The following is a 13,253-nucleotide window of genomic DNA, read 5'->3' on the forward strand; positions in this document are numbered from 1 at the left end:
CGGGGGTGCCGCGTCAGGCACCCCCACCTCAAGACCAGTGCATTGCACTGAAGGACCGGAACCCACGGACATGATCGAACTTCAAGACGCGACCAAAAGGGTCGGCAACGTCATCCATATCAAGCCCACAAACCTGACCCTTCAGACAGGCCACTTCAACGTGCTGCTGGGCGCGACGGGCTCGGGCAAGACCTCTCTGATCAAGATGATGGCTGGTCTGGACCCGATCGCCTCGGGCAAGGTCCTGATGGATGGGCAGGACGTCACACGGCTGAATACGCAGAAGCGAAAAATCAGCCTCGTGCACCAGTTCTTCGTGAACTACCCACATATGACCGTATTCGACAACATCGCCTCGCCCCTGCGCGTGGCGGGCATGGCGCAGTCCGAGATCGAAGGCCGCGTGGAAGAGGCCGCCGACCTGTTGCAACTGCGCCCGATGCTGTACCGCCGTCCGCACGAACTGTCGGGCGGCCAACAGCAGCGTACCGCGCTGGCGCGTGCCATCGCCAAGGACAGCCGCGCGGTATTCTTGGACGAACCGCTGGCCAACCTGGACTACAAGCTGCGCGAGGAATTGCGCGAGCAACTGCCTGAGCTGTTCGCCGGGCGCGGGGCCGTGGTGGTCTATGCCACGTCCGAGCCCGAAGAGGCGCTGCTGCTGGGCGGCTACACCGCCCTGATGGAAGATGGACGCGTAACCCAGTTCGGGCCAACCGCTGACATCTATCGCAACCCCGAGAACATCGCCGCCGCGCGGGTCTTTTCAGACCCCCCGATCAATGTCGCACGCATCACCGTTTCCGCTGCCCAGGCGCAACTGGCCGGTGGAGGTGGCTGGGCCGTCACCGACATGGCCGACGGAGATTACATGGTCGCGGTGCGGCCGCATCGTGTGACGCCGTTCCGGACGTCTGACGCGGACGTGGAACTGACCGGCCGCGTGATCGTGACCGAGCTTTCGGGTTCGGATTCCAGCGCGCATTTCCAGCATGGCGAGGACGCCTGGGTGTCGCTGGCCGCCGGAGTCCATCCCTATCAGGTGGGCGAGGATCACACATTCTTCATGAACCCGGCCCATTGCCGGTATTTCGGCCAAGACGGCAAAAGGGTGGCCTGACATGGCACAGATCAAACTTTCAAACCTCCGCCACAGCTACATGCCGTCGCCAAAAGGCCCCGAGGATTATGCGCTGAAGGAAATCGACGTGACCTGGCGTGATGGCGGGGCCTATGCCCTGCTGGGCCCGTCGGGCTGCGGCAAGTCCACGCTGCTGAACATCATCTCGGGCCTGCTGACCCCGTCCGAAGGGCAGATCCTGTTCGACGACCGTGACGTGACCGCTCTGCCCCCTGATCAGCGCAACATCGCACAGGTGTTCCAGTTTCCGGTGATTTACGACACGATGACCGTGGGCGAAAACCTGGCCTTTCCGCTCAAGAACCGCGGCGTCGATCCGGCGACGATCAAGCGCCGCGTCGATGCGATCGCCGAGATGCTGGATGTCACCGACATGCTGAACACCCGTGCCAGCGGCCTCAGCCCGGACAACAAGCAGAAAATCTCGATGGGTCGCGGCCTGGTCCGCGACGACGTAAACGCGGTGATGTTCGATGAACCTCTGACCGTGATTGACCCGCATCTGAAATGGAAGCTGCGGTCCAAGCTGAAAGAACTGCACCAGCGCGTCAAGGCGACGATGATCTACGTCACCCACGACCAGACCGAGGCCCTGACCTTCGCGGACGAGGTCGTGGTGATGCAAGAGGGCGAAGTGGTGCAGATCGGCACTCCGGTGGAGCTGTTCGAGCGCCCGCAGCACACGTTCGTGGGCCATTTCATCGGCTCGCCCGGTATGAACGTGCTGCCCTGCGAGGCGCGCGGCGACCGCGCCCTGTTCGAAGGGCACGAAGTCATGCTGGAAGGTCCCATTCACGGTGATGGCGGCCGTACCGATCTGGGGATTCGCCCGGAATATGTCGGCTTGGGCGAGACCGGCATCCCGGCGCATGTGACCAAGGTTTCCGACATCGGTCGCCACTTTGTGGTCAGCGCGATGGTCGGCAATACCGCCCTCAAGGCCGTGGCAGAACACAGCGTGCCCGAGCCCGGATCACAGGTCTTCCTGCAATTCAAACCTGAACAATCCCGCGTCTACCGCGACGGCTGGATCGCAACCGAGGAGCGGGCGCTATGAGAACGGAAAACCAAAGAGCATGGTTCTTTGTCCTGCCCGTGCTGGCACTGGTCGCGTTCAACGCGCTGGTGCCGATGATGACAGTGGTCAACTATTCGGTGCAGGAAACCTTTGGTAATAACCAGTTTTTCTGGGAAGGCCTGGGTTGGTTCGAACAGATCCTGCGGTCGGACCGGTTTCAGGCCGCACTTGGACGACAGTTCCTGTTTACTTTCCTGATCCTGATCATCGAAGTGCCTCTTGGCATCATCGTGGCCCTGTCGATGCCGCGCAAAGGTTTCTGGGTGCCTGTCTGCCTGGTGCTGATGGCCCTGCCGATGCTGATCCCGTGGAACGTCGTTGGGTCCATGTGGAACATCTTCACCCTGCCCAAAATCGGTCTGTTGGGATATTTCCTGAATGACGTTCTGGGCATCAACTATGACATGACGCAACAGCCGCTTTCGGCCTGGATCACCGTCATCGTTATGGATGTCTGGCACTGGACGTCGCTCGTCGTGTTGCTGTGCTATGCAGGCCTCGTGTCGATCCCGGACGCCTACTATCAGGCGGCCAAAATCGACGGCGCAAGCCCTTGGTCGGTGTTCCGCTACATCCAGCTACCCAAGATGAAGACAGTTCTGACGATCGCGGTCCTGCTGCGGTTCATGGACAGTTTCAACATCTATACAGAGCCCTTCGTGCTGACCGGGGGTGGGCCCGGCAACTCGACCACCCTGCTGTCGATCGACCTTGTGAAGATCGCGCTGGGGCAGTTTGATCTTGGCCCTGCGGCTGCGATGAGCCTGATCTATTTCGCCATCACGCTGCTGGTTTCGTGGCTCTTCTACACCCTCATGACAAAGGATGACGCGCAATGAAGAAGCGGTCTCTCATCCCGATCCTCTATATCGCGTTCCTGATGCTGCCGATCTATTGGCTGGTGGCGATGTCCTTCAAGACAACGAACGAGATCCTGTCGGGCTTTTCCCTGTTCCCCCAGACCTTTACGCTGGAGAATTACATCACCATCTTCACGGACCCGACGTGGTATTGGGGCTATATCAACTCGATCACCTATGTGACGTTGAACACGGTGCTTTCGGTCAGCGTCGCCTTGCCTGCCGCCTATGCGTTCTCTCGCTACAGGTTCCTAGGTGACAAGCAGCTGTTCTTCTGGTTGCTGACCAACCGGATGGCCCCGGCAGCGGTCTTCGCCTTGCCGTTCTTTCAGCTCTATTCTTCGATCGGCCTGTTCGACACGCATCTGGCCGTGGCACTAGCCCACACACTGTTCAACGTGCCGCTGGCAGTTTGGATTCTGGAAGGCTTCATGCGGGGAATTCCAAAAGAGCTGGATGAAACCGCCTATGTCGACGGCTATTCCTTCCCACGTTTCTTCGTGACGATCTTCCTGCCCAATATCAAAGCGGGCGTGGGCGTGGCGGCCTTCTTCTGCTTCATGTTCTCTTGGGTGGAAATGCTGCTGGCCAAGACCCTGACCGCGGTCGAGGCCAAACCCATCGCCGCCGTGATGACCCGCACCGCGTCCAGCGCGGGCTATGAATTGGGCCTGCTGGCCGCCGCCGGCACCCTGACCATCATCCCCGGCGCCATCGTCATCTGGTTTGTCCGCAACTACATCGCGCGTGGTTTCGCGATGGGACGTGTGTGAGGTTCGATATGCGTAAACTTCTTCTCACCCTTCTTTTCCTGCCTTCCACGACCCTTGCCCAGCAGGCCGGATGGGGCAGTGTCGGCCAGCAAGAGGAAAAAAGTTTTTCCTGGACTGCACCACTGTGGCCCGATTTCTGGATGGCCTGGACCCCGGCGACACTTGCCGTATTTGTCGGCATCTTTTCGGCCATCGCGCTGATTGGCGTTCTTGAGGGCTTCAAGTATCGCGATGGCATAGAACGGCGCGGTGTACTGGGGCTGACAACCACATTGGGCGATCGGCTTTTCATCACCCTTCTGGGGTCCGCCTATATCTTCCTCGCATGGCTGGGCATTGTCGGGCAGCCGGTATGGACACCTCTTTTCCTGTCTATCGGCTGGGGCGTTTTTGTGTTCTGGAAAGTTTAGACTTTGAGAAATCGCGAAAGGATGCTTGTCTGGCAGGCATACTAAACATGACAACACCGAGATCGATGCGAAAGAAAAAGACAACAAATCTGCTGACCGAGGTTGAACTGGAGTTCATGAACGAGCTCTGGGCCCTCGGGCAAGGCTCGGTGCGAGATGTCCTGGACCGCCTGCCTTCGGAACGCAATCTGGCCTATACATCCGGTGCCACGATCCTGCGTATTCTGGACGAGAAAGGTTTTGTGGAAAGCCGCAAGACAGGAAAGACCCTGATCTATAAGCCGCTTCTGGAAAAGGACAGATATCAGGCCCGGTCTCTGCAAAACCTGTCCCGCACTCTGTTCGACGACACACCCGCCACACTGGTGGCACGGCTTGTCGATGATGCGGGGCTGAGCGAAGCCGACCTGGAGGAAATTCGAGCACTGGTAGAAAGGAGACTGCAAAATGACAGCGGTTAGACCGGTTCTCGACACATTTATCGAACTCAACATCGTGCTGGCCTTGTCAGCCGTCATCTGGCTGGCGGCCCGCGCAGCCATGACCCGAACAGCCCTGCGCCACTGCTATGTCGCGCAGTTGCGTGCGCTCAAGGCGCTGTGCGTGTGCGTACTGATCAGCCCGTTTCTTGCGTTCGGCGTGTCATCACTCGCCTCTTACGCTTGGCCGGGCAGCGCCATGGCGCTTGGCGACATCGCCGTTGCCGCCTATCTGCGCGGCGATATCGCCATGCCCGCCACCCAGTTCGAGGCCTTGCTGAACACCCGTGAACGGTGGGTGGACCTTGCATTGTCAGGGCAACAGCCGGTGATCACTGCCCTTGTAACGCTGCTTGTTTTGGTCGCCGCCGTGTTTGCGGCCCGCGCTCTGCGGGACGCGGCGATGATCCGTCAGACAGTCAAATCCAGCTTTCTTTGGCGGCAGTCGGCCAAGGTTGACATCCGTCTTTCTGACCGCATCACCGTACCCTTCGCCGTGCGCGGATTGCGCCGTCGCCACGTCGTACTGCCAAGCCACCTGCTGGATACCCCGCACGAACTGCGCTTTGCGTTGGCGCACGAGCTTCAGCATGTTCGGGCCGGTGACGTGGAATGGGAACTGGGCTTTGAAATGCTGCGCCCGCTGTTGTTCTGGAACCCAGCCTATCTGATGCTCAAATATCAGTTTGGCCGCTTGCGTGAACTGGCATGTGACCAGTCCGTGGTGACCCGCAAACGGATCGATGCGCGCGAATACACTTCCTGCCTGCTGGATTACTGCGCGCGTACGATCTCGGCAAACAATCCTCGTGTTCTGAATGTCGCGTTTGTGACGGGCGGCAAGGCCAAGCGCGTGCTGCGTCAGCGCGTGCTTGCATTGACCGATGCACAGCCGGCGGTGCCCACCCTGCCCGCTCTGTTCCTTGGGATGGCACTGACCTTCGCCACCCTTCTTGCATTGGGGTCTGCGTCGATCCAGCAAACGCAGGACTGGAGCCATGACCGCCTGATGCTGTCAACCGTGGTCAATCTGGAACGGCTGGAAGCACGCAATCAGGGGAACTGATCCGACCTGATCACCAGCCGCGACGCCCGAACAGCGAATGAAGCCGACCCTGATCTGAAAAAGGCTCGAGCGCTTGCGAGCGCTCCAACCGCGCCACGACCCGCGCGACCATAACCCAGCCTATGACTGCAAAGATGACGCCTGCGAACGCCTGCCCCAGCAGAACGCCGGATGCACCGGCGATCTGTGAACCAATCGTCGCGAAAACCCATGTGCCGATAGTGTGACGACCCCAGTTTATCCATGTGGAATAGACCGGATGCCCCAGATTGTTGAAGCTGGCATTTGTCACGAAGATCACGCCATTGAAGAACGAAGCCAATGCCAACGGGCCGCAGAACAGATAGATCAGACTGCGGGTTTCGCCCTCGGCAGCAAACAGATCCGCAATCGGTGCGCGCAGCAAAAACAAAATGGCCGACATGCAAGCGACATAAAGGGCCGTGAACTTGATCCCTGCCAGAAAGGCAGCGCGCACGCGATCGAACTTTTCGGCCCCAAAATTCTGCCCGATGATTGGCCCTATCGCGCCGGACAGCGCGAAGATGACCGAAAACGCCACCGGTAAAAGCCGCCCGATCACCGCCATGCCCGCAACCGCATCCGTTCCATATTGCGCGATTTCCCGCACAACGATTGCATTGCCGATCGGCGTGGCGACATTCGTCAGCACCGCTGGAATTGCAATCGCCCGCACGGGGCGCAAGTCCTTTGCAACCTGCTTCAGTGAAGGGCGCGCAAATCCCCGATGCACCCGAAGCGCTGGCCACAACGCCGCCCCCAACATGCACAGCCGCGCCAGGACCGAGGCGATAGCGGCCCCATCCAGCCCCAGCCCGACCGCAAAGATCAGTATCGGGTCCAGAACCGCATTCACCACCCCGCCGTAGATCGTGGCCATCATTGACCTCCGCGCATCGCCATGGGCGCGCAGTACGGCCATCGCCGTCATCGCAATGGACATCACGAACATGGTCGGAAGGATGATCGACACATAACGCGTCGCCAGCCTCAGAACCTCTCCTTCCGCACCAAGCAAGGACAGCAGGTAGCTGAGGTTAAACAAGACCAGTCCCGAGGTCGTCAGCCCGGCAATCAGCCCAATAACGGCCACGCTGGACGCGTAGTGTCTTGCCTGTTCAGCCCGCCCAGCCCCCAGTTCACGCGCAACCAGCGCCCCGGCGGAAATCGACAATCCGATATTAATCGCGTTGGTGAAAAACAGCAGCGTACCGGCATAGCCCACCGCCGCCGCAAGCGCATCGTTGCCCAACATCGAGATGAAGATCATATCGACAAAGTCGACGGCAAAAATGGCCATCAGGCCAATGCTGGTGGTCAATGACATGCGTGTCACATGCAGCATCAGACTGCCGCTCAGAAACACCGCTTTGCCCGCCGATTGATCCGCCAAAACCCTGTTCGCCCCACCTGTTCGACCCCGACGGGCCTTTGATGCCGTTGCGCCCGGCAAGGGAAAGCCCCGGCCAACGCTGAAGCAAACTCACGCGTTTCCGGGGCATTGTACACAAGTTATTTTCAGGACCGGCTAGAACCCACGGGGATCAGACAAAACGGTTCACGTAGTTCTCGAGGATTTCCTGACGCCCCGAGCGCGGATCTGGATTGAGACCCTCGGCCAGCACCCGCGCTGCAATCTCGTCAAGACCAGAGGTCAGCATTGCCTGCGCCTCGGGCGTATTCCAGCCCGCATACCGATCAGCCAGCGCCTGTTCCAATCCGCCATCTTCGATCATTGCTGCCGCTGCTTTCAGGCCCCGGGCACAGATGTCCATCCCGCCCACATGCGCGGCGATCAGATCTTTGGCATCGATCGACTGCCTGCGCAGCTTGGCGTCGAAATTGGTGCCGCCGGTGGTAAACCCACCCGCCTTCAGGATGTGGTAATAGGCTAGCGCAACCTCGGGAGTGTTATTGGGAAACTGATCCGTATCCCATCCTGATTGATAATCGTTCCGGTTCATGTCGATGGAGCCCAGCATCCCCTCGGCCGCGGCTACTGCAATCTCATGTTCAAAACTGTGCCCCGCCAGAATCGCGTGACCCTGTTCGAGGTTCAGTTTGACCTCATTCTCAAGCCCATATTTGCGCAGGAAACCGATGCAGGTCGCGGCATCGAAATCATATTGGTGCTTTGATGGCTCCTGCGGTTTGGGTTCGACGAGGATCGCACCTTTGAACCCGATCTTGTGCTTGTACTCGACCACCATGTTCAGGAACCGGCCCATATGATCCAGCTCGGTTTTCATGTCGGTGTTGAGCAGCGTCTCGTACCCTTCGCGCCCACCCCACAGCACATAGTTTTCTCCGCCCAGCTTGTGGGTGGCATCCATGCAGGATTTCACCGTGGCGGCAGCAAAGGCAAAGACGTCGGGATCGGGATTGGTGCTGGCACCGCCCATCCAGCGGCGATGGCTGAACATGTTGGCCGTACCCCACAACAGCTTGGTGCCGGATGCCTGCATCTTTTCACCGATATAGTCGGTGATCTCGTTCAACGTGCGCAGATTGTCGGCGAAGTTCCCCTGCTCTGGACGGATATCGGCATCATGCCAGCAGAAATAGGGCTGTCCCAGAATCTGGAACATCTCGAACGCGATATCGGCCTTCATCTTGGCGCGGCCCATGTCATCCTGTGGGTGCCAGGGGCGCTCGAAAGTGGGGCCGCCAAACGGATCTCCGCCCTCCCACGCGAAGGAATGCCACCACGCCACGGCAAAACGCAGGTGATCCTCCATGCGCTTGCCCAAGATGATCTCGTCCGGGTTGTAGTGACGGAATGCGAGCGGGTTCTTGCTGTCCTCGCCTTCAAATTGGACTTCTTCAATTCCCTGAAAAAAACCGCTCGTCATTTCGCTTACCTCATTCCGTCTTTTCGCCGGGCTTTTTGCCCAGAATGATCATCGACAACAGATCGTCATCGGTGACGTCTGCGATATCGACTGTTCCAACCAATTGCCCGTTCTTCATGACCGAGGCCCGGTCACACAGCTCCATCACCGCGTGTACATCATGGTCGATCAGGAAAATCCCGATCCCCTGCGCCTTGAGCTGTTGGATCAGGTCCGCCACCATCTGTGTTTCGTGCGGGCCAAGTGCGGCCGTGGGCTCGTCCATGATCAGGATACGCGCGTTGAAATACACCGCCCGTGCAATGGCCACCGATTGACGCTGACCACCCGACAGGGCCGAGACCGGATCATTGAACTTCTGAAAGTTCGGGTTCAGCTGAGCCATGATCTTGCGGCATTCAGCCTCCATCGCGGCATCGTTGACCAGACCAAAGGGCGTGACCATCTCGCGCCCCAAAAACAGGTTCGAGCTTGCATCCAGATTGTCTGCCAGCGCCAGCGTCTGATAGATCGTCTCGATATTGTTGGCCCGCGCGTCACGCGGGTTGTTGATCTCAACCTTCTTGCCATCAATCAGGATTTCACCATGGTCCATCTGATAGGCACCCGAAAGCACCTTGATCAGAGTGGACTTACCGGCCCCGTTGTGACCCAGAAGGCCCACAACTTCGCCCGGGTACAGATCAACTGAGACGTGGTCTACCGCCTTGATGCCCCCGAAAGAAATCGAGATATCGCGCATTTCCACCAGCGGAGGCTGGCCCGATCCGCGACCCGAAGCCCGGTTCTGTGTTTCTTGTGCTTGCATCATTTCGCCCCCAGACGTTTGCGATAGACGATGTCGATATAGACGGCCAGAACCAGGACGGTGCCGACAACGATGTTCTGAAACGGCGCATCCACGCCGACCATGGCCATGCCCGATTGCAGCGCCTGCATGATCAACGCGCCAAGGATTGCGCCGTAGATCGTTCCGATGCCGCCGGACAGCGCGGTTCCACCGATGACGGCAGCGGCAATCACGCGCAGCTCATCCAGCGTTCCGATATCATTCGAGTGATTGGCCAGACGGGCCGAGGCCACAACCGCCGACAGCGCGCACAGGAACCCCATCAGGGCAAAGATCTTGACGGTCATCAAACGGGTGTTGATGCCCGACAATTCAGCCGCGTCCGGGTTGCCGCCAGTGGCAAAGATGTAACGGCCAAAGCGGGTTTTGCGGGCCACGATGGTCAATGTCACTGCCACAATGATCAGGATCAGGACCGAAATCGGAATGCCGTATCCCACGACCAACCCTTCCGGCATGGTCTCGCCGCGCGCTTCGAACATGCGTTCAAGACGACGGGTCGGGATCGCATAGCTGTTGACGATCAATACATAACCCATAATGGCGATGCCAATGATCCCGGCCAGCGTTGCTTCAGCCCAGACCGGCTTAACAGGGAATCCATGAGCGGCTTTGGACTGGCGACCGCTCCACAATGCCCAGATCGCAACAGCCGTGGCGGCAAGGCCGAACAGAAGGCTGACGGTTGTTCCCAAGGTTCCGTTTGTCCCCCCGAACATCAGAAACGTGCTGTCCAGCGGGCCGATCGTCTGTCCGTCGGTCATGTACCAGGCGACGTTGCGCCAGACCAGAAAACCGCCAAGCGTCACGATAAAGGCTGGGATGGTCAGATACCCCACCATCCAACCGTGGAACGCGCCGATCAATGTGCCCACCACAAGGCCAACCACCAACGTGATCGCCCAGGTCGCCGGGTGGTTCAATCCCATGCCCAGAACATTCGGCAACAGCTCGGTTTGCGTCATCGCCATAACGGCAGATGTGGTCGCCAGCAGCGCCCCAACCGACAGGTCAATGTGGCGCATGACGATGATGAACACCATGCCGCAGGCCATGATCGCAACCGAGACGGTCTGGATCGACAGGTTGAACAGGTTTCTGGGCGTCAGAAAGCGGCCATCCGTCACGATGTTGAAGCCAATGCACAGGATGATGAAGGCGCCGATCATGCCCAATAGCCGCATATCCAGTTCCAGTTGCTGAAACAGGTTGGCCTTTGCTTTTTGGGGTACCGGCTGAGACGAAGTTTCGGTCATATCCGATCTTTCATGTTCAGCTATGATCTCTGGCCCACCCTTGCGGGCCAGAGATATTATGGTTTGGAACTTGGTTTAGTTACAGGGTGCAGGGCCGTTTTCGACGCCCTGACACAGGTCTTCCAACGGAATCCAGCCAGCATCGACCACGACGGACAGGTTGTCTTTGGTGATCGGTACAGGCGCAAGGAAGACCGAATTCATCTCGGTTCCGCCGGGCGAAGTCCATTTGATGGCACCTTCAATGTCCTCGGGGCTTGTTCCATTGCTCAACGCAACTGCAATTTCACCGGCAGCTTTGCCCAGCTCACGCGCATCTTTCCAGACAGAAACGGTCTGCGTACCTTTGGCAACCCGGTTCAGCGCCGCGTGATCGCCATCCTGACCCGAGACCGGAATGCCTTCCATGCCCTGCGCGGTCAGGGCTGCAACAACGCCACCGGCAGTACCGTCATTCGAGGCCACGACGGCATCGACGTTGTTTTCATTCGCGGTAAGGATCTGTTCCATGTTGCGCTGTGCGTTCGCAGGCAACCAACCGTCGGTATAAGCTTCACCCACGATGACGATATCGCCGCTGTCAACGGCGGCCTGGATGATCTCTTGCTGACCGCCGCGCAGGAAATCCGCGTTCGGATCCGTGGGCGAGCCCTTGATCATAACATAGTTGCCTTTCGGCATCGCCTCGAACACCGCGCGGGCCTGCATCCGGCCAACTTCAACGTTATCGAATGTCAGATAGAAGGCACGGTCATCTTCGATCAGACGGTCATACGCGATGACCGGAATGCCTTCGTCTGCCGCCGCCTGCACTGCCGGGCCGATAGCCTGGGAATCCTGCGCCAGAATGATTAGCGCATCAACGCCCTGGGCGATCAGACTTTCAATATCCGACAATTGCTTGGCTGAAGAAGATTGGGCATCAGACGAGATGTATTCCGCACCACCCGCTTCCAGTGCAGCCTTGATCGCCGCTTCGTCGGTCTTCCAACGCTCTTCCTGGAAATTCGACCAGCTTACGCCGACCGTGGGCTCTGCGAATGCAGCTGTCCCCATCAGGACCGCCACGACAGAGGCGCTGAGAATTCGTTTCATGATTTCCTCCCGGTTTCATTGAGCCATCGTTTCATGATTCGTGGCCCCGATAATTCTGAGTAGCATATTTATTTCAGTCGGTAAAATATTTATGCTATCGGTAACTGAAAAAACCACCTAGGTTGAAACAGGGATCAGATTCGCGAGGGCAAGATGCTGAAAAGCAAAGCTTCTTCAAATGCCACGGACCAAAGGAACGTCACTCGCCTGCGCGTTCTGGAAAAAATCCGGGCCACAGGCACCATTTCGCGAATTGACATCGCCACCGCGTTGGAGACCAGCCCAGCGACCATCACGACCGCCACTGCCGATCTGCTGTCTGCCGGTCTGATTGCGGAAATAGAAAGCGAAACGCCTTCCAAATCGGCACGCCGCGGCAGACCGCGGGTACAGCTCAAACTGAATGGCGCGTCACATCTGATCGCGGGCGTGAAAGTCGCCCGCCAGCAGGTTTCAGTCATTCTCGTGGATTTCGAAGGAACCGAAATCACTTCGTACACGCATCCGCTGGACCAAGCCCGCATGGCCCCGGATGCGTTTGCCAAAAAGATCCGCGCCGTGCTTGATCAGGCCTGCGCCTCGGCAAACCGTTCCCTTGCCGATTTGTCCGGTGTCTGCATCGGCATCGCGGGCCTTATCGATGCAAATCAGAACTTCGTGCATTGGTCATCTTCGCTGACGGAACGAAATGTGGATTTGAGCCCGCTGTTGTCCAAGGTGCTCCCCTGCCCCGCCTTCATCGAAAACGACGCCAATCTGGTCGCAAAGGCGGAACAGCTTTTTGGATTGGGAAAGGGGCTGAAGAACTTTTTGGTTGTTACGATCGAACACGGCATCGGTCTGGGCATCGTTCTTGATGGCAAGCTTTATCGCGGTGAACGCGGATGCGGCGCAGAATTCGGGCACCTCAAAGTTCAGTTGGACGGCGCCTTGTGTCAATGCGGGCAGCGCGGATGCCTCGAGGCCTATGTGGGGGAATACGCCCTGATCCGCGAAGCGACGATCGCCAGTGAAGCAACGGATCCCCGCACGCTTGTCGATATACTTGCAGCAGCAAAAGCCGGCGACGCCCGATCCATTTCCGTTCTGGCCCGCGCGGGCCAAATGTTCGGGATGGGAGTTTCGAACCTGATCAATCTGTTCGACCCCGAGTGCATTATCCTGTCCGGCGCCAGAGGCCGCTTTGATTACCTGCATTCAGACGAGGTGATGGCACGTGTCCAAAACGGTGTCGTCAGCGTCGACGCGCCGTTGCCGGAAATCAAGGTCAACCACTGGGGTGATTCAATGTGGGCAAAAGGGGCAGCGGCTTATGGGATTGAACAAGTCTCTATCCTGAAGGTCAGGGAACTGGCGGCTCATGCGAATTAAG

13 protein-coding genes are annotated in these 13,253 nt (G+C 58.5%); 8 read left to right on the forward strand and 5 right to left on the reverse strand.

Translation table 11 applies throughout. The annotated features are described in order from the left end of the window. Positions 1 to 70: 70 nt before the first annotated feature. The 7 genes from ACR0C6_RS07155 (at position 71) to ACR0C6_RS07185 (ending at position 5,807) form a co-directional block, all read left to right on the forward strand. Positions 71 to 1,120: an ABC transporter ATP-binding protein gene (locus ACR0C6_RS07155; RefSeq protein ID WP_480618733.1), complete on the forward strand. Its 1,050-nt coding sequence runs from the start codon at positions 71 to 73 to the stop codon at positions 1,118 to 1,120. 1 nt (position 1,121) lies between these two features. Further along, on the forward strand, positions 1,122 to 2,198 hold the full coding sequence (locus ACR0C6_RS07160) for an ABC transporter ATP-binding protein (RefSeq protein ID WP_480444719.1): 1,077 nt from the start codon (positions 1,122 to 1,124) through the stop codon (positions 2,196 to 2,198). Further along, positions 2,195 to 3,058: a carbohydrate ABC transporter permease gene (locus ACR0C6_RS07165; protein WP_480444718.1), complete on the forward strand. Its 864-nt coding sequence runs from the start codon at positions 2,195 to 2,197 to the stop codon at positions 3,056 to 3,058. Before ACR0C6_RS07160 ends, ACR0C6_RS07165 begins: the two co-directional genes overlap by 4 nt. Continuing rightward, positions 3,055 to 3,852, forward strand: coding sequence for a carbohydrate ABC transporter permease (locus tag ACR0C6_RS07170; protein WP_152457520.1), 798 nt, complete (start codon positions 3,055 to 3,057; stop codon positions 3,850 to 3,852). The genes ACR0C6_RS07165 and ACR0C6_RS07170 overlap by 4 nt, the downstream gene beginning before the upstream one ends. A gap of 8 nt (positions 3,853 to 3,860) precedes the next feature. Further along, the gene (locus tag ACR0C6_RS07175; RefSeq protein ID WP_480444716.1) at positions 3,861 to 4,262 is read left to right on the forward strand and encodes a DUF2160 domain-containing protein; all 402 of its coding nucleotides are present in this window, start codon (positions 3,861 to 3,863) and stop codon (positions 4,260 to 4,262) included. 65 nt (positions 4,263 to 4,327) lie between these two features. After that, positions 4,328 to 4,723: a BlaI/MecI/CopY family transcriptional regulator gene (locus ACR0C6_RS07180; RefSeq protein WP_152459841.1), complete on the forward strand. Its 396-nt coding sequence runs from the start codon at positions 4,328 to 4,330 to the stop codon at positions 4,721 to 4,723. After that, positions 4,710 to 5,807: a M56 family metallopeptidase gene (locus ACR0C6_RS07185; RefSeq protein ID WP_480618734.1), complete on the forward strand. Its 1,098-nt coding sequence runs from the start codon at positions 4,710 to 4,712 to the stop codon at positions 5,805 to 5,807. The genes ACR0C6_RS07180 and ACR0C6_RS07185 overlap by 14 nt, the downstream gene beginning before the upstream one ends. Before the next feature lie 10 nt (positions 5,808 to 5,817). Here ACR0C6_RS07185 and ACR0C6_RS07190 read toward each other — a convergent pair whose 3' ends face one another. The 5 genes from ACR0C6_RS07190 to xylF form a co-directional block, all read right to left on the reverse strand. Next, the gene (locus ACR0C6_RS07190) at positions 5,818 to 7,173 is read right to left on the reverse strand and encodes an MATE family efflux transporter (protein ID WP_480618823.1); all 1,356 of its coding nucleotides are present in this window, start codon (positions 7,171 to 7,173) and stop codon (positions 5,818 to 5,820) included. A 199-nt stretch (positions 7,174 to 7,372) separates the two neighbouring features. Beyond that, complete coding sequence (gene xylA / locus ACR0C6_RS07195) at positions 7,373 to 8,680, reverse strand: xylose isomerase (protein WP_480444712.1); 1,308 nt, start codon at positions 8,678 to 8,680, stop codon at positions 7,373 to 7,375. Between the two features lie 10 nt (positions 8,681 to 8,690). Next, the gene (locus ACR0C6_RS07200) at positions 8,691 to 9,488 is read right to left on the reverse strand and encodes an ATP-binding cassette domain-containing protein (RefSeq protein WP_171119504.1); all 798 of its coding nucleotides are present in this window, start codon (positions 9,486 to 9,488) and stop codon (positions 8,691 to 8,693) included. Next, positions 9,488 to 10,786, reverse strand: a complete 1,299-nt coding sequence (locus ACR0C6_RS07205; protein ID WP_480618735.1) for a sugar ABC transporter permease — start codon at positions 10,784 to 10,786, stop codon at positions 9,488 to 9,490. The genes ACR0C6_RS07200 and ACR0C6_RS07205 overlap by 1 nt, the downstream gene beginning before the upstream one ends. 75 nt (positions 10,787 to 10,861) lie before the next feature. Further along, the gene (gene xylF, locus ACR0C6_RS07210) at positions 10,862 to 11,881 is read right to left on the reverse strand and encodes a D-xylose ABC transporter substrate-binding protein (RefSeq protein ID WP_152457515.1); all 1,020 of its coding nucleotides are present in this window, start codon (positions 11,879 to 11,881) and stop codon (positions 10,862 to 10,864) included. Between the two features lie 153 nt (positions 11,882 to 12,034). Between xylF and ACR0C6_RS07215 the strand changes: the two genes are divergently transcribed. Beyond that, a complete protein-coding gene (locus ACR0C6_RS07215; protein WP_480444709.1) occupies positions 12,035 to 13,252 on the forward strand; it encodes an ROK family transcriptional regulator in 1,218 nt (405 codons plus the stop codon). Position 13,253 lies beyond the last annotated feature (1 nt).

Source organism: Ruegeria sp. AL12 (assembly GCF_056540885.1).

Coding starts and splice junctions, on each gene's coding strand:
- ACR0C6_RS07185 (WP_480618734.1), top strand. CDS start 4,710: ATGACAGCGGTTAGACCGGTTCTCGACACATTTATCGAACTCAACATC.
- ACR0C6_RS07180 (WP_152459841.1), top strand. CDS start 4,328: ATGCGAAAGAAAAAGACAACAAATCTGCTGACCGAGGTTGAACTGGAG.
- ACR0C6_RS07205 (WP_480618735.1), bottom strand. CDS start 10,786: ATGACCGAAACTTCGTCTCAGCCGGTACCCCAAAAAGCAAAGGCCAAC.
- ACR0C6_RS07165 (WP_480444718.1), top strand. CDS start 2,195: ATGAGAACGGAAAACCAAAGAGCATGGTTCTTTGTCCTGCCCGTGCTG.
- xylA (WP_480444712.1), bottom strand. CDS start 8,680: ATGACGAGCGGTTTTTTTCAGGGAATTGAAGAAGTCCAATTTGAAGGC.
- ACR0C6_RS07170 (WP_152457520.1), top strand. CDS start 3,055: ATGAAGAAGCGGTCTCTCATCCCGATCCTCTATATCGCGTTCCTGATG.
- ACR0C6_RS07215 (WP_480444709.1), top strand. CDS start 12,035: ATGCTGAAAAGCAAAGCTTCTTCAAATGCCACGGACCAAAGGAACGTC.
- ACR0C6_RS07175 (WP_480444716.1), top strand. CDS start 3,861: ATGCGTAAACTTCTTCTCACCCTTCTTTTCCTGCCTTCCACGACCCTT.
- xylF (WP_152457515.1), bottom strand. CDS start 11,881: ATGAAACGAATTCTCAGCGCCTCTGTCGTGGCGGTCCTGATGGGGACA.
- ACR0C6_RS07190 (WP_480618823.1), bottom strand. CDS start 7,173: ATGCTGCATGTGACACGCATGTCATTGACCACCAGCATTGGCCTGATG.
- ACR0C6_RS07200 (WP_171119504.1), bottom strand. CDS start 9,488: ATGCAAGCACAAGAAACACAGAACCGGGCTTCGGGTCGCGGATCGGGC.
- ACR0C6_RS07155 (WP_480618733.1), top strand. CDS start 71: ATGATCGAACTTCAAGACGCGACCAAAAGGGTCGGCAACGTCATCCAT.
- ACR0C6_RS07160 (WP_480444719.1), top strand. CDS start 1,122: ATGGCACAGATCAAACTTTCAAACCTCCGCCACAGCTACATGCCGTCG.